General features: G+C 45.9%; 20 protein-coding genes. 2 read left to right on the forward strand and 18 right to left on the reverse strand.

The features are described from left to right. Nucleotides 1-28 precede the first annotated feature (28 nt). Genes mutY through H9Q76_RS10135 form a run of 3 tightly spaced genes read right to left on the reverse strand, consistent with a single transcriptional unit; the run spans nucleotide 29 to nucleotide 2,773 of the window. A complete protein-coding gene (mutY, locus tag H9Q76_RS10125; protein WP_118734395.1) occupies nucleotides 29-1,084 on the reverse strand; it encodes an A/G-specific adenine glycosylase in 1,056 nt (351 codons plus the stop codon). Further along, nucleotides 1,084-1,362: a hypothetical protein gene (locus tag H9Q76_RS10130; RefSeq protein ID WP_021986385.1), complete on the reverse strand. Its 279-nt coding sequence runs from the start codon at nucleotides 1,360-1,362 to the stop codon at nucleotides 1,084-1,086. The genes mutY and H9Q76_RS10130 overlap by 1 nt, the downstream gene beginning before the upstream one ends. 4 nt (nucleotides 1,363-1,366) lie before the next feature. After that, nucleotides 1,367-2,773: an amidophosphoribosyltransferase gene (locus H9Q76_RS10135; RefSeq protein ID WP_117780526.1), complete on the reverse strand. Its 1,407-nt coding sequence runs from the start codon at nucleotides 2,771-2,773 to the stop codon at nucleotides 1,367-1,369. A gap of 198 nt (nucleotides 2,774-2,971) precedes the next feature. On the opposite strand from H9Q76_RS10135, the gene H9Q76_RS10140 reads away from it, so the two are divergent. Beyond that, nucleotides 2,972-3,172, forward strand: a complete 201-nt coding sequence (locus H9Q76_RS10140) for a DUF378 domain-containing protein (RefSeq protein ID WP_118374179.1) — start codon at nucleotides 2,972-2,974, stop codon at nucleotides 3,170-3,172. 45 nt (nucleotides 3,173-3,217) lie between these two features. On the opposite strand, the gene H9Q76_RS10145 is transcribed toward H9Q76_RS10140, so the two are convergent. The 15 genes from H9Q76_RS10145 to H9Q76_RS10215 all read right to left on the reverse strand — a co-directional run bounded on the left by H9Q76_RS10145 (nucleotide 3,218) and on the right by H9Q76_RS10215 (nucleotide 21,986). Next, the gene (locus tag H9Q76_RS10145) at nucleotides 3,218-3,517 is read right to left on the reverse strand and encodes a YerC/YecD family TrpR-related protein (protein WP_021986388.1); all 300 of its coding nucleotides are present in this window, start codon (nucleotides 3,515-3,517) and stop codon (nucleotides 3,218-3,220) included. Nucleotides 3,518-3,544: 27 nt separating this feature from the next. After that, nucleotides 3,545-4,999, reverse strand: a complete 1,455-nt coding sequence (locus H9Q76_RS10150) for an alpha-amylase (protein ID WP_249321051.1) — start codon at nucleotides 4,997-4,999, stop codon at nucleotides 3,545-3,547. A 310-nt stretch (nucleotides 5,000-5,309) separates the two neighbouring features. Further along, nucleotides 5,310-7,022 (reverse strand): vWA domain-containing protein, encoded by a 1,713-nt coding sequence (locus H9Q76_RS10155; RefSeq protein WP_243100413.1) that lies wholly within the window; start codon nucleotides 7,020-7,022, stop codon nucleotides 5,310-5,312. Between the two features lie 89 nt (nucleotides 7,023-7,111). After that, on the reverse strand, nucleotides 7,112-7,753 hold the full coding sequence (locus H9Q76_RS10160; protein WP_118671574.1) for a hypothetical protein: 642 nt from the start codon (nucleotides 7,751-7,753) through the stop codon (nucleotides 7,112-7,114). Then, nucleotides 7,746-8,225: an RNA polymerase sigma factor gene (locus H9Q76_RS10165; protein ID WP_243100414.1), complete on the reverse strand. Its 480-nt coding sequence runs from the start codon at nucleotides 8,223-8,225 to the stop codon at nucleotides 7,746-7,748. Before H9Q76_RS10165 ends, H9Q76_RS10160 begins: the two co-directional genes overlap by 8 nt. A gap of 23 nt (nucleotides 8,226-8,248) precedes the next feature. Then, nucleotides 8,249-9,646: a hypothetical protein gene (locus tag H9Q76_RS10170; protein WP_249321052.1), complete on the reverse strand. Its 1,398-nt coding sequence runs from the start codon at nucleotides 9,644-9,646 to the stop codon at nucleotides 8,249-8,251. Nucleotides 9,647-9,757: 111 nt separating this feature from the next. Further along, the gene (locus tag H9Q76_RS10175; RefSeq protein WP_118671576.1) at nucleotides 9,758-10,582 is read right to left on the reverse strand and encodes a hypothetical protein; all 825 of its coding nucleotides are present in this window, start codon (nucleotides 10,580-10,582) and stop codon (nucleotides 9,758-9,760) included. Next, entirely contained in the window at nucleotides 10,566-11,135 is a 570-nt protein-coding gene (locus tag H9Q76_RS10180; protein WP_117780533.1) for an RNA polymerase sigma factor, read from the reverse strand. The genes H9Q76_RS10175 and H9Q76_RS10180 overlap by 17 nt, the downstream gene beginning before the upstream one ends. Nucleotides 11,136-11,291: 156 nt before the next feature. Beyond that, nucleotides 11,292-12,152, reverse strand: a complete 861-nt coding sequence (locus H9Q76_RS10185; protein ID WP_117780534.1) for a phosphoribosylaminoimidazolesuccinocarboxamide synthase — start codon at nucleotides 12,150-12,152, stop codon at nucleotides 11,292-11,294. A 346-nt stretch (nucleotides 12,153-12,498) separates the two neighbouring features. After that, a complete protein-coding gene (nrdD, locus tag H9Q76_RS10190) occupies nucleotides 12,499-14,685 on the reverse strand; it encodes an anaerobic ribonucleoside-triphosphate reductase (protein WP_118671577.1) in 2,187 nt (728 codons plus the stop codon). Nucleotides 14,686-14,890: 205 nt separating this feature from the next. After that, nucleotides 14,891-18,109: a carbamoyl-phosphate synthase large subunit gene (gene carB, locus H9Q76_RS10195; RefSeq protein WP_117780536.1), complete on the reverse strand. Its 3,219-nt coding sequence runs from the start codon at nucleotides 18,107-18,109 to the stop codon at nucleotides 14,891-14,893. 136 nt (nucleotides 18,110-18,245) lie between these two features. Continuing rightward, nucleotides 18,246-18,815 (reverse strand): pyridoxal 5'-phosphate synthase glutaminase subunit PdxT, encoded by a 570-nt coding sequence (gene pdxT, locus H9Q76_RS10200; protein WP_249321053.1) that lies wholly within the window; start codon nucleotides 18,813-18,815, stop codon nucleotides 18,246-18,248. Between the two features lies 1 nt (nucleotide 18,816). Continuing rightward, nucleotides 18,817-19,692 carry a pyridoxal 5'-phosphate synthase lyase subunit PdxS gene (pdxS, locus tag H9Q76_RS10205; RefSeq protein ID WP_021986400.1) on the reverse strand — a complete coding sequence of 292 codons (876 nt, stop codon included), beginning with the start codon at nucleotides 19,690-19,692 and terminating at the stop codon, nucleotides 18,817-18,819. Nucleotides 19,693-19,899: 207 nt separating this feature from the next. Then, a complete protein-coding gene (gene upp, locus H9Q76_RS10210; protein WP_330594839.1) occupies nucleotides 19,900-20,520 on the reverse strand; it encodes a uracil phosphoribosyltransferase in 621 nt (206 codons plus the stop codon). Nucleotides 20,521-20,588: 68 nt separating this feature from the next. Further along, nucleotides 20,589-21,986, reverse strand: a complete 1,398-nt coding sequence (locus tag H9Q76_RS10215) for a uracil-xanthine permease family protein (RefSeq protein WP_249321055.1) — start codon at nucleotides 21,984-21,986, stop codon at nucleotides 20,589-20,591. A gap of 601 nt (nucleotides 21,987-22,587) precedes the next feature. On the opposite strand from H9Q76_RS10215, the gene H9Q76_RS10220 reads away from it, so the two are divergent. After that, nucleotides 22,588-23,694, forward strand: a complete 1,107-nt coding sequence (locus H9Q76_RS10220; protein ID WP_118374185.1) for an SLC13 family permease — start codon at nucleotides 22,588-22,590, stop codon at nucleotides 23,692-23,694. Nucleotides 23,695-23,801 lie beyond the last annotated feature (107 nt).

The raw sequence follows: 23,801 nt of genomic DNA on the forward strand, positions 1-23,801 counted from the left end.
GATGTTTCCTCCTAATTTTTAATTTTACCTACAAGTTCTCGATCTGTTCCCGAAATGGGCGAAACGCAGATGGTAATGCATACGTCTCGTCCAGACTCTCCTTTGTTACCCACTTCCATTTTTTATTTGTTTTCCGACATCGGATATAATACGCTGTCATATGCCATTCCACATGGCTGAATATATGTGTGTAGCTTGTCTGCATCAGAAGATCCAACGGTTCTGCCTGCCAGCCGGTTACCTGTGTTACCGCCGCCTGCTTGTCAAGCTTTGCATCCACATTCGGGAATTCCCACATGCCTGCCAGAAGTCCGCTTGTGCTGCGCTTATGCAGTGCCACGGTATCTTCCGTAAGCAGGATAAATACTGTCTTATCCACAATTTTTCGTTTCTTCTTCTCACTGCGGACGGGCAGATTTCTCCATGTGTCCTGCTTTCGTGCCTGACAGATCTCCGCTACCGGACATACATCGCACCGCGGTGCACCATTTGGCACACAGACAGTCGCACCAAGCTCCATCAGTGCCTGCGTCGCGATTCCCGGATTCTTCTGCGGATACGTCTCCTGCAATTTTCTCGTGATGCGCTTCTTCGTTGTCTGCAGATCAATGTTTGCGTCATCCGCCAGAAGCCGGCTATACACGCGCAATACATTTCCATCCACCGCCGGTGTCGGTGCATCAAAGCAGATCGACGCGATTGCGCCTGCTGTGTAGTCGCCAATACCGGATAAACTCCGGATCTGTGCGTATTCCGACGGAAATACTCCCGTGTATTCCGCACAAATCGTCTGCGCCGCCTTCTGCAGATTGCGCACACGGTTATAATATCCAAGTCCTTCCCAGAGCTTTAAGATTTGTTCCTCCGGTGCCTCCGCCAGATCTGCAATCGTCGGAAGTGCCGTAAGAAATCGCCGGTAATATTCCTTGACTGCCTCCACACGCGTCTGCTGCAGCATGATCTCTGACAGCCACACATGGTACGGCTCCTTATCCTGTCTCCACGGAAGTTCGCGTTTATGTGCTTCATACCACGGAATGAGCGCCTCAAACATGGCAATAAGCACTTGTTCCTCTGTCCTCATTAGAAGTCAAGCTTGATGAAACTATCGTCGTCACGATTTGCAAGCTTACGTCCTTCCATTGTCTTGATCGCCAGATCAATCTGTTCGATCATCGAATCCGTGATATTCGTTTTCTCCCCGTAATTCAGATAATTCAGGATTGTCAACATCTCGGATTCACTATCTGTAAAATACCCGGTGCCTTCCTGCTGCATATCGCCCACATTCTTGACGAGCTCCAGCATCTTGTTCGGCAGCGTTCTGTAATCCCATGGTTTTGATTCGATATCACCTAACATCGTCTTATTCCTTTCCATTCCAACAATATGTACAAAGCTTCTCCGGCTCGATTCCAACAGCCTCAAGCATATCATCTAAGCGGTGGAACCGGAGTGATGTAAATTTCAGCTTCTCGCAGATCTTATCAACCATCTTCTGGTATTTCTCAGATGTGTAATCTGCGTACTCCTGCAAGACTTCATCGCTGACATCCCCGCCCTCTAACTCTGCGATAACATTTCTTGTGATCAGCTCCATCTCAGAGTTTGAACGGGAGAAGTTTAAGTATTTACATCCGTATACAAGCGGTGGGCACGCCGGACGAATATGCACTTCCTTCGCACCACTCTCAAACAAATATTCTGTCGTCTCGCGAAGCTGTGTACCACGCACGATGGAATCATCGATCAGCAGCAGGCTCTTATCCCGGATCAGCTCCTCGATCGGGATCAGCTTCATCTTCGCGATCAGATTACGCTTACTCTGAATCGTTGGCATGAACGAACGTGGCCATGTCGGCGTGTATTTGATAAATGGTCTGGAAAATGGAATACCAGACTCATTTGCATATCCAACTGCATGTGCCGTACCGGAATCTGGAACACCCGCAACGATATCCGGCTTGACATTATCCCGTCTTGCAAGAAGCTGCCCACAGCGATACCGCATCTCCTCGACATTCACACCCTCGTAAGTCGAAGACGGATAACCGTAGTAGATCCAGAGGAAGGTACAGATCTTCATCTCTTTGCCCGGCAGAACCAGTGTCTTTAACGCATCGCTCGTCATAACAGCAACCTCGCCCGGTCCAAGCTCCCGGTAGGTTGAATAACCGAGATTCAAGAACGCAAAGCTCTCAAAAGTCGCACAGAATGCGCCATCCTTCTTACCAACGATAATCGGTGTTCTTCCGTATTTGTCTCTTGCAAGGTAGACACCCTTCGGTGTCAGGATCAGCATGGACATCGAACCCTCGATAATCTCCTGCGCATAGCGGATACCATCGATGAAATTATCCTTCTGATCGATAATCGCAGCGACAAGCTCTGTTGCATTGATCTCTCCATTGCTCATCTCAAAGAAATGTGTTCTTCCCTGCAAAATTGTATCAATGATCTCCTGTGCATTGTTGATCTTACCAACGGTTGTAATTGCAAACGTACCGTGATGCGAACGCACTAAGATCGGCTGTGCCTCATAGTCTGAAATACATCCGATTCCGAAGTTACCTTTCATGGTATTTGCTTCTTTATCAAACTTTGTCCGAAATGGTGCATTGTCAATCTTATGGATTGCTTTTTCAAATCCATGTTCCTCACTATACACCGCCATACCTGCACGTCTCGTTCCAAGATGGGAATGATAATCTGTTCCAAAAAACAAATCAAATACACAATCCTCTTTCGACGCAACTCCAAAAAAACCGCCCATGACTGTACCTTTCCACTTTCGTGGCCTTTCCCTGTATGCTTTTTATTTTTGAACATATTTTTACCACATAACATTATAACAACAATATTTCGGTTTTGAAACACTTTTTTGATATCGGATGTATATTTTTGCGGAAGCGGGGAATGATAGATGTAAGAAAGTACATTTCTGTATTTTTAACGTATATGGAGGTTTGTTATGAAAGTATTAAACTGTGTGGCTCTTACAATTGCCATCATCGGTGCGATCAACTGGGGACTGATTGGTTTCTTCGACTTCAATCTTGTTTCCGGCATCTTCGGCGATGCGACCGCATTCACACGTGTCATCTATGCTTTGGTCGGTCTTTCCGGACTCTACATGATCAGTCTGTACGGAAGAGCTTGTGCAGACGCTTAAAAAGAAAATGCTGTCTGAACTGCTATGTGTCCAGACAGCAATTTTTTATGCCTTATTTTTCTCTTCGAGTCTTGCAAATACTTTATCGTAGCTTGCATTTCCGTAATTTAAGGACCGGTTTACACGGCTGATCGTCGCGGTCGAAGCGCCTGTCTCGTTCGCTACCTCCGCATAAGTCTTTCCATCCTTCAGAAGCTTCGCAACCGCAAACCGCTGCGCAATCGACTGTACTTCCTTCACCGTACAGACATCCTCAAAAAAATCCATACATTCATCTACCGATTCGAGCGTGAGTACAGCTTCGAGAAATTCTTTTACAAATTGTGTCCGTATTGTCTTTTCCATGTCATCACCTACTCATATTGAGCTATCCTATTTATTCTCTTTGTGCACCCAGACTGCCACGGCATCACGGTTTACATAGAAATCACCGAAGCCTTCCTCGTCAATCTTGATGTTGTATTTTGCATTTCCCATCGCATCCGCGAAATGGCATCCTGCAAACTGCTTACCAATATACATATGCTTTGTGCCGCCGGTTCCATCGGAGATCACAACCGCCATACCGGAATTCTTATGTTCCTCATCGCCTTCGCGTGTCCAGCCAATGCAGTTTGGATCATCGAAATAATCGTGCTGTGCGCCATATGCCTGATTCTTACGAAGCTTCATCAGCTTGTCAAGCTCCCGCTTCTTCGACTTGATCTTCGCTGTTGGGATTCCCTTGTAATCGCCATAGAATACACATGGATAGCCTTCCTGACGAAGCAGGATGATCGCATATGCCATCGGCTTGAACCAATCCTCTACCCACGACTCTAATGACTGTCCCGGCTGGCTGTCATGGTTATCGACAAAGGTTACTGCCTTCATCGGATTCACCTTTGCAAGCGTACCGTCTAAGATCGTGCGCAGATCGTAATTGCCATGTGCCTTCGAACAATTATGGAAGTTGAAATGGAGCGGCACATCGAAGAGACTTAACTCGCTCTCGTTCGCATTTATGTAATCCTGTAATACATTGACATCCCAGTGCCAGTACTCACCAACTGCGAATAAATCCTTTTCGACATCTTCTTTCATGGCACGCAGCCAGTCCTTATAGAAATATTTGTTGATATGCTTCACTGCATCAAGCCGATATCCGTCAATGCCAGTCTGCTCGGTATACCACTTGCCCCAACGGGTAAGCTCCTCTGTCACCTCCGGATTGTTAAAATCCAGATCCGCACCCATCAGATAATCATAGTTTCCAAGCTCGGAATCCACTTCCCTGTCCCAGTCTTTTCCCGCAAACTTGAAGATGGATTTGACTGCTCTGTCCTGATCCCAGTCGATGCCATCAAAATGTGTCCAGTTCCATGTAAAATCCGAATACTTTCCTTTTCTTCCCGGAAATGTAAACTTCGTCCACGCCCCAATCGTCTTGGAATCGCCTACCATCTGATTCCGGCTGTTCGCGTTGAACTCTTCCGCAGACACCTGCTCCACCTCGTCTGCACCAATTCTATGATTCAATACGATATCTGCATATACCTGGATTTTCTTATCATGCAGTGCCTTGATCGCTGCTAAGTATTCTGCTTTCGTACCATACTTTGTCGGGACAGAGCCCTTCTGATTAAACTCACCCAGATCATACAGGTCATAGACACCGTATCCGACATCTTCTTTTCCCTGTGCGCCTTTATATGCCGGCGGTAACCAGACTGCCGTCACCCCTGCGGTCTTTAATTTTGCCGCATCCTCTGCCAGTGCTTTCCAAAGGGATGCATCTGCAGGAAGATCCCACTGAAAATACTGCATCATAGTTCCATTCATACCCATGAGTTTCTACCTCCGCAATACTTTAACATTTTAAAGTATTATAACAAATGGTTTGGATTCCGTAAAGTTTATTTTCCTATTTCTAACGGACTCTTCCAACGGACGCAGGCATATCGGACAATGGTTCCAATCCGGGGCCGCTTCCGCTTAGTTGCTCCTTCTTGGAATCCATTTGTCCGATATGCCTGCTGGGTGTTGATATGATTATTATGTTAGTAATGTATCCCAAAGCATATATTTAATTATTTCCCACCTGTGTTGATATAATTATGTTTGTAATATCTTTCTCTATATGATTTGAAACCGTCAATTATTCTACTATATCCTCGGAGAATCCAGGCTGCTTCTCTCCATAGTTTCTCACCAAACTTAGATATTCCTTCTTGTATTCATCCGATCCGGCTGCATAACTGGCAAGCGTGTACACCATGCCAAGGTCTGCACTGCCGGAATATTCGCTGTCTTTCAAGAGCATTCCGAAGGCGGCGACGCTGGCTGCAAAGCGCAGGTTATCAGAGCCGTCTTTGTTGTAGTTTTCTGTCTTGCATGGGTAGGATTCCAATTTGCTCTCCTCGCCGTCCGGCTCTTTGTAGCGAATATTGACGGTAAATAATTCATCGGTGTAATCTTCGGTTCCACAGGTTACAACCTGCGCGGCTTCGCCGTATTTTAAGTCTGTCTTCGGAAGCTCCATCTCCGAATCAACCGGAATGATCTCATAAAGCGCAGTCACGCTGTGTCCGGCTCCCATCTCGCCGCCGTCCTTTGTATCATCTGCGAAATCCTCTGCCGCCATCACACGGTTTTCATATCCGATCAATCGGTAGCCTTTCACCTGCGCCGGATTGAATTCCACCTGCAGCTTCACATCCTTTGCAACCGTCACCATATTGGCTCCAAGCTCATCGACCAATGCTTTCTTCGCCTCAAACATCGAGTCAATATACGCATAGTTTCCATTTCCCTTGTCCGCAAGCAGCTCCAGTTTGTTGTCCTTGTAATTGCCATAGCCGACGCCAAAAGTGCTTAAGAATACACCGCTATCCTTCTTCTCGGTAATCAGCTTCTCCAACTGTCCCTCACTGGTCAGCCCGACATTTAAGTCTCCATCGGTACAGAGAATCACGCGGTTGTTTCCACCCTTGATGAAATATTTCTGAGCAAGTGCATACGCTGTCTCAATCCCCGCGCTGCCATTTGTACTTCCATACGCTTCCAAACCTTCAATCGCAGAGGAGATTTCATGATAGTCGTCTCCGCTTACACCCTGCAGGACAACCTCGTCCGAACCAGCATATGTCACGATAGATACCCGATCTTTCTCGGTCAGATTCTCTGCCAGCATGGTAAGAGCCTGCTGCACAAGCGGCAGCTTATTATCGTCAAACATCGAACCGGACACGTCGATCAGAAACACGAGGTTGGACGCCGGTGCCTCCTTGAAATCGATTGCCTGCGTATTCATGGCAACTAAGGCAAGCTTTGTATCCTTATTCCACGGACAATCCGCATACTCGGTATACACGGCGAATTTTTCATTGCCTTTCGGGAGCGGATAATCATAATGGAAATAATTGAGCATTTCCTCGATACGCACCATCGACGGATCAATGTCGTAGCCATTTTCGATTGCACTCCGGATCTGTGTATAGCTTGCTGTATCCACGTCGGCGGCAAAAGTCGAAAGTGGTGAGGTCTGCACGTTCATCCATGGATTTTCGTCTGTGTAGGAATATTCGTTTGTATTCCACTCTTCTGTATCCGGGCATTGGAGAGAGTCATCATAAAAACCGGATTCGCAATCTGCTGTCGCCATATTGGCTGCAGATTCCTGTATAATTCCGTCCACCTGCATTTCATTATCTTCCTCTGCCACATCACCGGAAGGAACTGTATCTTCTCCCGTAACTGTTACGTCTGTCTTTCCTGTCTGCGTTTCATCTGCTTCTTTTTTGTTCCCGCATCCACATACAGTCACCGCCATACAGATGCTTAACGCCATTGCTAAAATTCGTTTTCTCATAAAAAATCCTCCTTCGATCTTATATACATCTTTGTTTTCAAAAGCCTCTATATAAGATACGAAGGAGGATTCCTTTTTTATGGTACTTTTTAATTTTTTATTTTATAAATCGTAGTTTCGTCCTCGATTTGTAAATACTTACCATCATAAACCGTAAAACTGATAAATGGCTTATACTGTATCAGTACCTGATAGCGGACTGCTGACTCGCTTGCTATTGCATCGGGCGTTATGTCCTCACAGATTGTTGCACTCTGCAGTGATTCGCACAATGACCAGAGTTCATCCTCCGACATGCGCATCTGCTTTCCTGCCCCACTGCCATCTTCCGTGTTGCAAAACACTATGACAGAATCGAGTTCCAGCATCTCCTGCAGAATCCATGGCTTTTCTTTCTCCGGATATCGTTCGATATCCGTATCTGCCACATTCTTTTCTCCCAGCAGACGCGTTCCGCCTGTGTCAGCTCCGATGATCCAGCGGCCGTCTGCCCTCCCTGTCTGCCTGGAGGTGCCCATTACCGCATAGATCAAGCAGCCACCACTCACAAGGAACAGCACACAGGCTACAACCAACCACCGGGAGAATTGCCCTCTTCCATAGTTTCGTTTCCTGGGGCGTTCTCCCTGCATTTCCGCATACAGTTGCCGTTTCAGGCGTTCCTGCATGTCCGGTGCGGGTGCAATCGAATCAGCATACGCTTGATATATCTTCTTCATGTTCTCAGACATAGTCATCCTCCTTCAATTCGTCCCTGAGCATCTTTCTCCCCCTGCTCAAAAGCGACTTCACTGTTCCCTCCGTACTTTTTGTCACATGTGCAATCTCCTTTACCGATAGCTCTTCATAGTAATAAAGAAACATTGGCAGTCGATAGCGCTCCGGAAGCTTCTCTACCTTTTCTTTCAATACCGGCAGGTCTGACGCCTCGTACGAAGGTTCTGTTACATCATCTAAGGCAACCGTATGTCTTCGCCACGCACTTGTCACATTTGATTTAATTGTATTTACTGTCACTCTGATTAGCCACATCTTTCGATGTTCTTCATCCCGGAAGGTTTTGTCCGCTTTCAGATATTTGAGCAAAACCTCCTGGGTGATATCCTCTGCATCGGCGACATTCTGCATCCGCGTATATGCGATGCGGTAGATCATCGATGCATACATCTCAACAAGTTGTGCAATCCCTGCATGGTCTTCCAACTTGATTCCTCCATGAAACGATTTTAGTTGTAATTCTCCATATCGAACTTCGTGAGCACACCGTCCTGGAATGTGAATTCCACGCTGCTTGCGTATGCATCATCATTTTCTTCGTATGTCAGTGTCATGTAATCACTCGTATCGCTCGTATAACTATCGGTCGGCTCGCCCATGACCGCCTTTACCTCATCCGGTGTCATGCCAAAAGTGATGCCATTTCCAAGTGCTGCATCATACTTGTTATCAAAATCATCACGGCTAAGCTCGATTCCAAGAATCTCACAATCCGGAACCTTCTTTGTTCCGCCACCGGTAAAGTTCTTGAAACGGATATACATATCTGACTCATCGGCAGCCTCTGCACGGGCGCTCATCGAATACTGATTGTCTTCGAGTTCCTCCTCGAGGTAATCATCTTCAATGGAATAACCCATTGCTAAGATATCGTCATAGGTAAGTGTTGCAAGGTTATAAGGTTTTCCAAGCATTGTAAACTGCATATTCTCCCAGTCAAAGCCATCTGCATTTACCGGTGTTGTGCTGACTGCACTCTCGGTTGTTGCTTCAGTCGTCTCTTCCTCTGTTACCTCTTCTGTATCTTCCTCTGTATCTTCTGTGTCAGCTGCTACAAGTGTGTTTTCCTTCTGTGTAGACTCTGCGTAGATCACATACCATTTACCATCATCTTCAATCAGGTAAATCTGCTCAGCCAGTACCATCTTCCCGTTGGAACCAGAGTATGTCTCCTCTGTGTCCACTTCATACATGGTGTCTGCATCCAGAGATAAACTATATGCCGCATTGACGATATCCAGTGTGCTCTGTCTCTTGGAATCTGATACCTTCTCTGCGTCAGATGCTGTATATGCAAATGAGTATCCGCCAAATACAGTATCATAATGATTCCAGAATTCATCTTCGGATGATACACCATTCGATGTGTAGAAATTGTCCGCTACACTGGACTGGAGATCCGGATAATATGCATCTACGATTGCATCCATATCCCGGTTCTTCATACCTTCGCAGAAATCCACAACTGTCTGCTTCGCCGCTTCTGCATCCTTACTGCTTCCTTTTCCATCCTTCTTGCCAAACTTCATAAATGCGAAGATGCCACCACCGATCAATACTACCGCTAAAATGATCAAGCCGACGATCAGTCCGGTTTTCTTTTTCTTTGGCGGCTGATTCCCACCGGCTGGCTGCTGTGGCATGCCGTATCCCGGCTGCACGTTCTGTCCCGGCATTCCTGCCTGCATACCCGGCTGCACTCCCTGCCCCGGCATTCCATAGCCCTGCTGTGGTGTCTGGCCTGGTGTACCATAGCCAGGCTGTGGTGTCTGTCCCGGCATTCCTGCCTGCATATTCGGCTGTGGCATTCCATAGCCATTTGGTTGTTGGTTCTGATTGTTGTCCATTCTCTGTCCTCCTTAATTATCTCCCCGCACCGGACATAGTTTTACCCGGCGGGAACTCTTTTGCTCCATATATAACACTCTATATCCGGTAAAAAGGTTGCATGAAATTCATCATTTTTTTATTTCTTTCATTTTCTGTAATTCAGTCATAAGATCTGCAACGGTCTTTCCTTCCGTATTTTCTGCTTCATAATAAACATTTGCAACACTCGATCCATCCTGCAGTTTCAGTTCCATCAGGTAATATGGCATGTCAGATTTTATCATATCCACCGGTTTCCAGTCCAGTACCTGATACGTTTCTAGCAAAAACTGTACCTTGTCGATCGCACCGTCTGTATCTTCGCTGTCAAACTGCTGAACGATTTTTCCCTGTGCATCATACTGCGTGAGAATCACCTGTGTGATTGTCTGATAGCTCATCTGATTATTTCCATCATTACGTTCTTCGGAAGCCTGGTTTCCTGATTGATTTGCAGCTATCGCCGCATCCGTCTGTGCCTCCGTCGCTCCATTGCCATCCATATGGTTCACGCTCGCATCTGCGCTTTCCTGAATTTCGCTGTCTGCCTGCACTGTCTGATCTGCAATGTTCGGCAGTGCACTATCTGCCGCCGCTGCCTCATCTGCCATTTCATCCTTGCCAGCCTCTGTCACATGCATATCTGCTGCCGTTTCTGTTTTCATTTCCTTCATATTTGATTTACGCATCGAACTGATACCTACCGGCACCACAATGATCACGATCAGAATTGCTGCTGCCACCAGTACAAACTGTCTGGTTCTTCTCTTTTTCCGAGCTGTTTTCTGCTTTGTTACTTCCTCCTCAAAACCCGCATCGATCCGGCTCCACAGATCCGGCATGTCCTGCATATCCTGTGTGCGAAGTGCCTGATATGCTTTTTCTTCTTCGGTTAATTTATTCTGTTGTTCCATACTCTCTCAGACACCTCCTTAATTTCTTGATTCCCTGATTGTACAGCCACGTCACCGTGCCAAGCGGCTGTCCTAAAGTCTTTGCGATCTCCCGGAATTTGAGATCTCCAACCAGCTTCAAATCCAGCACTTCCCGTTCCCGGTCGGAAAGCGTCTGCATTGCCTGCCGCATATCCTCTGCCAATACCACATGTTCTTCGACGGTAGATGCCGTCTCCACCGTCCCGCCTTCTTCTAATTGATCCTGTGGCGCATCTTCTGTCTCGTGCAACAGATATTCATGCCCACGCTTCCGCAGCAGATCGATTGCCATATTTCTTGCAATCTGGATCAACCATGCCCGATGCGATGTCTTCTTCTGATAGGTACCCGCTACCCGGATCAGCTTGATAAAGAATTCCGACGTCACATCTTCCGCGTCCTCCCGGTTCTTTACGACATCGTAGACAATCGTATAGATGAGCCGCCCATACGCGTCGTAGATGGCACGGAGCATGTCTTTATTTCCTTTTGCAAGACCTTTTATGGCAGCATAAAATTCATGTTCTGTCATATACCTGTCCCCTCATAACCCCTGCTATATATTATACGTTTCTGATTTCGATTTTTATGGTTGATTTTTAATGGAACAACTTCACCAACCATATTTCTATGCATTATACTGAAAAAAGCGGCAAGACTGTTCATCCTGCCGCCGCATCATTTTGTCTTATAAATCTTTTCCTGTCAACAGCTTGTATGCCTGCAGATATTTGTCGATGGTCTTATCTACGATATCCTGTGGCAATGTCCAGTTATGACCTTCGTTTGCCTTTAACCAGTCACGTGCAAACTGCTTGTCGAAGGATGGCTGACCATGTCCCGGCTCATAGCCTTCGGCTGGCCAGAATCTGGAGCTGTCCGGTGTCAGCATCTCATCGCCGAGTACCATATTGCCGTCCTCGTCCAGACCGAACTCAAACTTTGTATCTGCAATGATGATACCACGGGAAAGTGCATACTCTGCACACTTCTTGTACAGTGCAATTGTATAATCGCGAAGCTTTGCTGCATACTCTTCTCCCTTGCCTGGGAAATATTTCTCAAGATGTGCTACGCTCTGCTCATAAGAGATATTCTCGTCATGATCGCCAATCTCAGCCTTGGTAGATGGTGTGTAAATTGGCTCAGGCAGCTTGTCGCTCTCTTTCAAACCTTCTGGAAGCTTGATGCCACAGACAGTACCATTTTCCTTGTAGCTTGCCCAGCCACTACCTGTGATATAGCCTCTTACGATACACTCGATTGGAAGCATGTTCAGTTTCCGGCAGAGCATGCTGTTTCCATCAAACTGTGGCTGCTGGAAGAACTCTGGCATATCCTTTACATCTACGGAAATCATATGGTTTGGAAGGATGTCCTCTGTCATATCAAACCAGAATTTTGACATCTGTGTCAGTACAGTACCCTTCTTTGTTACCTGATTGTTCAGGATTACATCAAAGCAGCTGATACGGTCTGTTGCAACCATGATCAGGCTGTCTCCGTTGTCGTAGATCTCGCGAACTTTTCCTTCTTTGATCGGCTTCATGTTCTTATCTCCTTTGTCTTTTTTAATGAGTCATCTTGTTTTACATATAGTGTCTCTAAAGTTTGCACATAATTACTATTTCTACGCAGACGCGCTCCCGCTCACTTCATCACGCAGTGGTACTAAATTCGCGACGCTGAAGCTGTCGCTCATTAAGTGCCAGCGTGCTTCAACGGTCTGCTTTAGAATTAGTAATTATGCGCAAACTTATATACATTTTATTCGTAAAACAAAATTACTCATACATACTAGCACCTTGGCGATGCTTAGGCAAGAGCTATTTTGCAAAAAACAAGGCAGGAACATAAGAAATCGTCTGCGCCTGCCTTTGTTTATTCATATTCTTTTACAGGTGAAGTACGCGGTCTTTGATCTCCTGCGTCCGGCCCTGATTCCAGAACTGTGTTCCGATGTAGCCACAGGTTCTTCGAGCTACAAACAGGTTGTTCTGGTCACGGTTGCCACAGTTCGGGCACTCCCAGACGAGCTTGCCGTTCTCGTCGGTCACGATCTTGATCTCACCGTCGTAGCCGCAGATCTCGCAGTAGTCGCTCTTCGTATTTAACTCCGCATATAAAATGTTATCATAGATGAATTTCATCACGGAGATAACCGCCTCCACATTGTCCTGCAGGTTCGGTACTTCCACGTAACTGATCGCACCACCCGGGGAAAGCTTCTGGAACTCGGATTCGAATTTCAGCTTGTCGAATGCATTGACCGGTTCGGTTACATGGATATGGTAGCTGTTCGTAATGTAGTTTTTATCAGTAACACCCTTGATAATTCCAAACCGCTTCTGCAAGCACTTGGCGAATTTGTATGTCGTAGATTCCATCGGCGTACCATAAACGGAATAGCTGATGTTCTCTGCTTCCTTCCACTCTTTACACTTGTCGTTTAATTTCTGCATTACTTCGAGTGCAAGCTTCTTGCCCTCTGGTGAAGTATGTGTCTTGCCTGTCATACGCACGCACATCTCGCAAAGTCCTGCATAGCCAAGTGAGATTGTTGAATATCCATTGAACAGTAATTTATCAATGGTTTCGCCCTTCTTGAGTCTCGCGAGTGCACCATGCTGCCACAGGATTGGAGCGACATCGGATACCGTTCCAAGCAGTCGCTCATGTCTGCATCGAAGTGCCCGGTGACAAAGCTCCAGACGGGATTCAAGAATCTCCCAGAACCGGTCGATATGTCCCTCTGCGGAACATGCAACATCAACCAAGTTGATTGTGACAACACCCTGATTGAATCGTCCGTAATATTTTCTTGTGCCATCCGGATTTCTCTGGCTGTCCTCGGATGTCGGAAATGACCGGCAGCCCATGCACGGATAGACATCGCCATTTTTCAGCTCACGCATCACCTTCGCAGAAATGTAATCCGGCACCATACGCTTTGCGGTACATTTCGCAGCGAGCTCGGTCAGATACCAATACTTGGAATCCTCGGTAATATTATCTTTGTCAAGCACATAAATAAGCTTCGGAAATGCAGGTGTAATCCAGATACCCTTCTCATTCTTGACACCCTGGATTCTCTGTTGCAGCACTTCCTCGATGATCATCGCCAAATCATCCCGTGTCTGACCTTCCGGGACTTCATCAAGATACATGAACATTGTAACGAACGGTGCCTGCCCGTTACAGGTCATAAGGGTAATAAGCTGGTACTGGATTGTCTGGATTCCGCTTTTTACCTCCGCACGCAGACGGCTCTCTGTAATCTTGCTGATTACTTCCTCGTCAAGTGCTTCGCCACACATCTTCCGCTCCTCGATTACCTGCTCGCGGATCTTCTTCCGGCTCACATCAACAAACGGTGCGATATGGGAAAGTGTAAAGGACTGTCCGCCATACTGGTTACTTGCAACCTGCGCCACGATCTGTGTTGTGACATTACATGCAGTGAAGAAGCTGTGCGGCTTCTCAATCATCGTCTCGCTGATGACGGTTCCGTTCTGCAGCATATCCTCCAGATTCACGAGGTCGCAGTTATGTTCCCTTTGGGCGAAATAATCCGAATCATGGAAATGGATAATTCCCTGTTCATGTGCTTCCACAATCTCTTCCGGAAGCAGCATACGCTTCGTTAAATCCTTACTGACCTCACCTGCCATATAATCACGCTGAGTCGAATTAATAACCGGATTCTTATTCGAATTCTCCTGATTAACTTCCTCATTCAGATGATCGATCAATGCTAAAATTCCATTATCGGTAGTGTTTGATTTTCTTGCAAGCTCACGCTTATACCGGTAACGCACATACTTCTGGGCAACCTCGTATCCACGCATCTCCATAATTCCGGTCTCCACCATATCCTGAATATCTTCTACGTGAATCGCATGTGTCATGATCTCGATCTGTTTCGCAATGTTATCGGCGATTGCCTGCACCTGATAATCGTTCAACTGATGCAACCGGTCTACCTCTTTGTTCGCGGCAGTGATCGCATTCACGATTTTGTCAAGATTGAAGCAGACTTCCTCGCCATTTCTCTTAATTACATTTGTGTGTACTGCATCCATTTATATTTGACTCCCTTTTATAATACTTTCTCAAACACTAAATATAGTATTTTCTTTTTTATTTTAATACTATATTTAGTGACCAAGTGCTATTATAATACACACTTACAAAAAAAGGAAGATGTAAATGGAAATTTACACCCTCCTTTTTACATGTATACAAGTATACATTTTTTATTTGAATTTTACCGCATTTTTTTGTCGATTATTGGATTGCCTTATGAATCTCCTGCAATGACATAACACCGATCTCACCATATTTTAAGACTGCTTCGATACCCTCTGCGGTTGCACGTGCGGCTGCCATCGTTGTCATATATGGAACCTTTGCACGGATCGCGGTCTTGCGGACATAACTGTCATCAAACACCTTCTCTTCCTGTGTTGCCGGTGTGTTGATGATGAGCTGGATCTTGCCATTCATCACAGCATCCACGATATTCGGTCTGCCTTCCTGCATTTTGTTGATACGGTCCGCCTTAATACCATTTGCGATCAACAGTTCATAAGTAGTACCAGTAGCTACGATGTGGAATCCGCATTTCTCAAATGTCTTTGCGATATCTACAACCTCTGGCTTATCCTTGCGGCTGACAGAAAAAAGCACCGTGCCTTCCTTCGGAAGTCTTGTCTGGGTTGCTTCCTGTGCCTTGTAGAATGCCTCGCCGACATTCGTGGAAAGTCCAAGTACCTCGCCGGTCGAACGCATCTCAGGTCCTAATACCGGGTCAACCTCCTGGAACATGTTGAATGGGAATACGGCTTCCTTCACGCCGTAATACTTCGGCTTTACTTCCTTCATCTCTGGAAGCGGAGATGGCTTGCCGGTTAACTCACTTGTCATAATCTGTGTTGCAATCTTCACCATAGATACGCCACATACCTTGGATACCAATGGTACGGTACGGGATGCACGCGGATTTGCTTCGAGTACATATACCTTGTCGTTCTCGATTGCATACTGCATATTCATCAAACCACAGACACCCATTTCCTCTGCGATCTTTCTTGTGTAATCTTTGATCGTCTCCACGAGCTTCTCCGGAATTCCTCTGGATGGAAGAATACATGCTGAATCACCGGAGTGAACACCTGCAAGCTCGATATGCTCCATAACAGCTGGTACAAATGCATGCTTGCCATCTGCGATCGCATCTGCCTCACACTCAGTTGCATGGCGCAGGAAACGGTCGATCAGGATTGGACGGTCCGGTGTCACACCAACAGCGGCTGCCATATATTTCTTCAGAGATTCCGGCTCGCTGACAACCTCCATACCACGTCCGCCAAGGACATAAGATGGACGAACCATAACCGGATAACCGATCTTCTCAGCAACAGCAAGTGCTTCCTCAACATTCGTTGCCATGCCAGCTTCTGGCATCGGGATGTCAAGCTTCTCCATCATTGCACGGAAGAGATCACGATCCTCTGCCATATCGATAACTTCTGGGGATGTACCAAGGATACGCACGCCGTTCTTCTTCAAGTCTGCTGCCAGATTCAGCGGTGTCTGTCCACCGAACTGTGCAATGACGCCCACCGGCTGCTCCTTCTCGTAGATCGAAAGTACATCTTCGAGTGTCAATGGCTCAAAATACAATTTATCAGATGTATCGTAATCTGTCGAAACCGTCTCCGGGTTACAGTTTACAATGATTGTCTCAAATCCAAGCTCTTTTAGTGCAAGTGCTGCATGTACACAACAATAATCAAATTCGATACCCTGTCCGATACGGTTTGGACCACCGCCAAGGATCATGATCTTCTTGTTGTTCGTAATTGTTGTGTGGTCTGGTGCATTATAAGTTGAATAGTAATAAGAACGGTCTTCGGTTCCACTTACATGTACCGGCTCCCAGCTCTCGGTAATGCCGTAGCCAAGACGGGTATTTCGGATATCGTCCTCTGGAACTTCAAGCAGCTTGCTTAAGTAACGGTCTGAGAAACCATCCTTCTTCGCCTGCTCCATTGTATCCTTGTCGAGTGTCTCACCCTTCTTTGCAAGCAGTGCTTCTTCCTCTTCTACAAGCTCCTTCATCTGCTCAATGAAGTAATGCTTGATCTTCGTCAGGTTGTATAACTCCTCAACTGTCGCGCCCTTACGAAGTGCCTCATACATGATAAACTGTCTCTCACTGGTTGGTTCTACCAGCATTGCAAGCAGCTCATCCTTTGTCTTATCATGGAAATCCTTCGCAAAGCCAAGTCCGTAACGACCGATCTCCAAGCTTCGGATTGCCTTCTGGAATGCTTCCTTATAAGTCTTACCGATACTCATAACTTCACCAACAGCACGCATCTGTGTACCAAGCTTGTCCTGCGCATCCTTGAACTTCTCAAACGCCCATCTAGCAAACTTGATTACGACATAATCGCCACCCGGAACATATTTGTCGAGGGTTCCATGCACGCCGCAAGGAATCTCATCCAATGTAAGTCCGGCTGCAAGCATCGCTGATACAAGCGCGATTGGGAATCCTGTCGCCTTGGAAGCAAGTGCAGAAGAACGGGAAGTTCTAGGGTTGATCTCGATTACAATGATTCGATCTGTCACCGGATCATGTGCAAACTGTACGTTTGTTCCACCGATCACCTGTACTTCGTCTACAATCTTATATGCCTGCTCCTGCAAACGCTTCTGACATTCCTCAGAGATTGTAAGCATTGGTGCAGAACAGAAGGAATCTCCCGTGTGTACGCCGAGTGGATCAATGTTCTCAATGAAGCAGACCGTAATCATGTTACCCTTTGCATCACGGACAACCTCAAGCTCCAGCTCTTCCCAGCCAAGGATTGACTCCTCAACGAGTACCTGTCCTACCAGACTTGCCTGCAGACCTCTTGCACAGACGGTCTTCAACTCTTCTACATTGTAGACAAGTCCGCCACCGGCACCGCCCATTGTATAGGCTGGACGCAAAACAACTGGGTAACCAAGCTTATCTGCAATCGCAAGTGCTTCTTCTACAGAATAGGCAACTTCACTGCGCGCCATCTCAATTCCCAGTTTGTTCATAGTTTTCTTAAATTCAATTCGGTCCTCACCACGTTCGATCGCATCTACCTGAACGCCGATGACCTTCACGTTATATTTGTCAAGTATGCCTGCAGCTGCAAGCTCGGAACACAAATTAAGGCCCGACTGACCACCGAGGTTCGGTAATATCGCATCTGGGCGTTCCTTGGCAATAATCTGCTCCAATCTTGTCACATTCAATGGCTCAATATATGTCACATCCGCAATACCAGGATCTGTCATAATGGTTGCAGGATTGGAATTTACCAGAATGATCTCATAGCCGAGCTGTCTTAAAGCTTTACATGCCTGCGTGCCGGAATAGTCAAACTCACATGCCTGACCGATAATGATTGGACCGGAACCGATAATCAGAACTTTTTTAATGTCTTCTCTTTTGCTCATATTTGCCCCCTTGTGTAATATTTAATCCGATTTTTATCCAAAATCACTTAATTATACTAGATGTGCGGAGCAAATACAATTAAAGAGAAGGCATAAAAAAAGAACCCTTGTTTCGAGGGTTCTTTCGTATTTTTGCTTAGTTTTCCGAAATCATATCCACAAAATACTGATGAATTTTTACATCTTCGGTCAGTTCCGGGTGGAATGCTGTCACGAGCTGTTTTCCCTGACGGGCAACTACGATCTTGCCATCGCATGTCGCCAAGACATCGACACCATCACCAACGCTCTCAATATACGGAGCACGGATAAATGTCATGCCGACCGTTCCGATTCCCTTGAAGTCCTCTTCTACGAAGAAGCTGCCAAGCTGTCTGCCGTAAGCATTTCTACGGGCTGTGATATTCATTGTCCGGAAGCCAAGTGCATCCTCTCCGTCAATATCCTTTGCCAGAAGCAGCAAGCCTGCACAGGTACCGAAGACCGGCAGACCTGCCTCGATCTTCGCCTTGAGGGGTTCATACAGGGAAAGCTCCTTCAGAAGTTTTCCCATAACTGTGCTTTCGCCGCCCGGAATGATAAGTCCATCCATATCGTCCTGCAGGTCGTCTGCCTGACGGATCTCGAAGTGTGGAATATGTAATTTGTCCAGAGATGCTTCATGCTCTGCAAATGCACCCTGCAATGCCAATATTCCTATCTTCATCTTACTTTCCTCTTTCTGCCATAAGAATCTCAATCTCAGACTCATTGATTCCGACCATAGCCTCGCCAAGATCTTCTGAGAGTTCTGCAATAAGCTTTGCATCCTGATAGTTTGTAACAGCCTTAACAATAGCAGCTGCACGCTTTGCAGGATTTCCGGACTTGAAGATACCGGATCCAACGAATACACCTTCTGCTCCAAGCTGCATCATAAGTGCTGCATCCGCTGGTGTTGCGACACCACCGGCCGCAAAGTTTACAACCGGAAGCTTGCCATTCTCATGGACGTAACGTACAAGCTCTACCGGTACCTGAAGCTGCTTTGCTGCTTCGTAGATCTCATCCTCTGCCATACCCACGATACGACGGATCTCAGAGTTCATGGCACGCATGTGGCGAACTGCCTGTACAACATCACCGGTTCCCGGCTCACCCTTTGTACGGATCATAGATGCACCTTCCTCAATACGACGAAGTGCCTCGCCAAGATCACGGGCACCACAGACAAATGGAACCTTGAACTTCGTCTTATCAATATGGTAGATATCATCGGCTGGTGATAAAACCTCACTCTCATCGATGTAGTCAATCTCGATTGCTTCGAGGATCTGTGCCTCTACGAAATGTCCGATACGGCACTTAGCCATAACTGGAATTGTAACAGCTTCCTGAATTCCCTTGATCATCTTTGGATCACTCATACGGGATACGCCGCCAGCTGCACGAATATCGGCTGGAATTCTCTCCAATGCCATAACTGCACATGCACCTGCTTCCTGTGCAATTCTTGCCTGCTCCGGTGTTGTAACGTCCATGATAACGCCACCCTTTAACATCTGTGCAAGGTTCTTATTCAATTCATATCTGTTCTCGCTCATCATTGTTCCTCCTGATTGCTCTTTTATTTCATAATTTCCTGATATTCTTGCAGATATACATACAAGAAAACTACGGATATAATTAAAGCACAGAAACTGGATATATTGAAATATCCAGTCCCTATGCTTTTAGCAATGTCAGTTTGAACTGTTTTTAATTATTTTTACATATCTGACCTTATGTGACCTTATAGTCAGTTTTTTCCGTTATTTTGTACCGAAGATACGGTCGCCCGCATCGCCAAGTCCCGGACAAATGTACGCATTCTCATTCAGCTCACGATCCAAATGTCCAACATAGATCTGTACATCTGGATGTGCTTCATGCAGCTTCTGTACACCTTCCGGCGCTGCAATGATACACATGAACTTAATCTTCTTCCCACCATGTTCCTTAATCTGTGTGATGGCATCCACGGCGGAGCCACCGGTTGCAAGCATCGGATCGGTTACCACGATAATTCTCTCATCAATCGGATTCGGAAGCTTACAGTAATACTCATGTGGAATGTGCGACTCCTCATCCCGGTACATACCGATATGTCCAACCTTTGCAGATGGTACAAGAGCAAGCACGCCCGGCACCATACCAAGACCTGCACGAAGAATTGGAACGATAGCGAGCTTACGGCCGGAAATCATCGGAGTCATACATTTCTCGATCGGAGTCTCAATCTCCACATCCTGCAATGGCAGGTCACCAAGTGCTTCAAATCCTTCAAGCATCGCAATCTCCTCTACGAGCTTCCGGAACTCATTGGTTCCTGTATTCTTGTCACGCAGAATCGAAATCTTATGCTGAATCAACGGATGCTCAAAAATCGTAATATTTTTTTCGTTTTTAAAATCCTTTTTGTAATCTCCTTTTTTCTAGTTTTTTGCTTTTGTTATTATATTTATTCCTTAGACTTTACAAAGACACCACGACTCTGGTCACCATCTGGGTTTGCACCAAACTGATAATCATTTCCCGGCAGAATCGCATTTAACAGAATTCCAGCAATTGCTGCAATAGCAAGTGCTGTCAGTGTGATAGATGTCTCCCCGATTGTAAATGTGATACCGTTTGAGAAACCAAGTCCACAGACGAAGATCACACCAGCAATAATCAGGTTTCTGGAACGTGTCAGATCTACCTTATTCTCAACGACATTCCGCACACCGATGGCTGAAATCATACCATATAACATGAAGGATACACCGCCAATAATCGCTGATGGCATCGTGGAAATGACAGCTGCGAACTTCGGAATGAAGGACAGTACGATTGCAAATACGGCTGCCAGACGGATAACCATCGGATCGTATACTTTGGAAAGCTCTAATACACCTGTGTTCTCACCGTATGTTGTGTTTGCAGGTCCGCCGATTGCTCCTGCAAATGCAGTTGCAAGACCATCACCAACTAATGTACGGTGCAGACCCGGGTCCTGAATAAAGTTCTTGCCAACGGTTGCAGAAATAGCTGACATATCACCCACATGCTCCATCATCGCAGCGATTGCGATTGGTGCCATAACCAGAATCGATGTGAGATCAAATTTTGCAAACTGGAACTGTGGTACACCGAAGAAGCTTGCGGATTTCACCGACTCAAATGCGATGATCGCACTGCCATCCGGATTCGTAAGTCCTGCTGCATTCATGATCACTGCTGCCACGTAAGAAATCAAAACACCCATCAAAATCGGGATGATCTTGAACATACCTTTACCCCAGATATTGAAGATGATGATAACCGCTAACGCGATTACCGCAAGCCACCAGTTTGTGCTGGCATTTGAAATTGCGGATGGTGCAAGCGAAAGTCCGATACAGATAATGATCGGTCCGGTTACAACCGGTGGAAGGAAACGCATCACGCGGTTTACGCCAACCAGCTTGATAATCAATGCCATAACCAGATACAATGCACCGGCTACTACCACGCCACCGCAGGCATAAGCTACCTTGTCATTTGCTGCCATATCGGCGAATTTACCGGTATCCAGATTGGCAACGGTTGAAAATCCACCTAAGAATGCAAACGAAGATCCAAGAAACGCCGGTACTTTAAACTTCGAACATACATGGAAAAGCAATGTACCAAAGCCTGCACAGAAAAGTGTGACTGATACGGTCAGACCTCTCGTCAATGGCTCCCCACATGCATCTGCAAAATACCCGGACACTAAAATTGGGACTAAGATAGTTGCACCGAACATTGCAAACATATGCTGTAATCCCAAAATCAAAACCTTCGGTAATCCAAGCTTTTTCGCATCTCTGACTGCTCCATCATTTGTGTCACCCATAGTTTTTACCTCTTTTCCTCTCTTGACTTGTAAGAGAATTTATTTGTATTCTATTATGCACGAGCAGTGGGGATTTTGCAACAAGAAATCATAGGGATTTTTGCGGGATAGCATAGAGATTTTTGTTACTCTGTTTGACAGGCTTGCGGTGGTAAGTTGGGGGAATTTTCAATTTTCCAGTAGAATCCCCAATTGCGGATAACCATGCTGAAACAAATTGGGGGATTTTTTCACATTATCAAGAAATCCCCCAATCACAAGTCTGGAAATTGAAGCCAATTGGGTAAAGAATGCACATATACCAATATTCCCCCAAACGATTTTGAAAAAAGGGCAGAAATTATTGGGTAAATATATTGAAATACGGAAAATCCCCCAATAGAACACGAATATATCGGAATGAAATAGGGGAATAATTTCGTATTTTCAAAATACACCCAATATCATCCACGACACAATGTTTAATACAGGAAAAAATAAAAAATGATGCAGGCATGATATGCTAATATAATGAAGTTCTCTGATACGTGCGCAGGTCATCACGCTATCGTGTAGTGACATGTGATATAATGGAAAAAACTTTACAGAATCGAGATACGTTATGAAGAAAATACTTACATATATAAAAAGAGAAACCGTCCTGATGGTAAGCCTTGTGCTCGCCATCCTCTCCATGTTCCTCGTCCATCCGGACAGAAAATACATCTCCTACATCGACTGGCATTCCATCACACTCCTGTTCTGCCTGATGGCTGTTATGGCTGGATTCAAGGAAACCGGTCTGTTCCGCACGATCGGAAATGCACTGCTTGCACACGTTCATACAACAAGACAATTATTTCTTGTACTGGTGTTGCTTCCATTTGTATTCAGCATGTTTATCACAAACGATGTCTCACTGATTACCTTTGTGCCATTTGCGATCATTGTGCTTTCCATGTCGGAGAAGGAACATCTGATCATTCCTGTCGTTGTGATGCAGACAATCGCTGCGAACCTCGGAAGTATGCTTATGCCGATGGGGAATCCACAGAACTTGTATCTATATGCGAAATCTGGCATGTCCCTCGGTACATTCGTGGAAATTATGCTCCCTTACACGATTGCTTCGCTACTTGGAATCCTGATTTCCATGTTCTTCATCAAACAGCATGCCATTGTAATCGATCGGAACGACAATGCAGTTAAACTTCCGAAAAAGCAGATTATCCTTTACAGCATCGCATTCGTGCTGTGCCTGTTGAATGTCGCCAAACTTCTGGACATCCGCATCCTGTTTGCGATCATTCTTGTACTGTTCCTGCTTGTATCGCGAAAAACTCTGCTTCACGTGGACTACGCACTGCTCGGCACATTTATCGGATTTTTCGTATTCATCGGAAATATGGAGCGCGTGCCAGCTTTCCAATCCTTCCTTGAAAGCATCATTACCGGACAGGAAACATACATTGCAATCGGTGCCAGCCAGATTATCAGCAACGTGCCAACTGCCCTTTTGCTGTCGGGATTTACAACGAATTGCAAGGCACTTATCATCGGCGCCAACCTCGGCGGACTTGGCACGCTCATCGCTTCGATGGCAAGCCTGATCTCTTATAAACAAATTGCCCGGGAATATCCGGGCAAAAAGGGGAAATATTTTCTGTGGTTTACGATTGTCAATGTGGTGTTTCTGGCTGGGTTGATGGGATTGTATGCGATTCTTTAGATGGATATTTCTATTAAAATTATTAAGGGTATTCAATCTTGCAGGAAATGAGAACGCCGTTGGAATCTACATAGTAGAAATTATTTAAGGTTATTCAATCTAATTAC

This window comes from Wujia chipingensis (assembly GCF_014337155.1).
Lineage (GTDB): Bacteria > Bacillota > Clostridia > Lachnospirales > Lachnospiraceae > Coprococcus_C > Coprococcus_C hominis.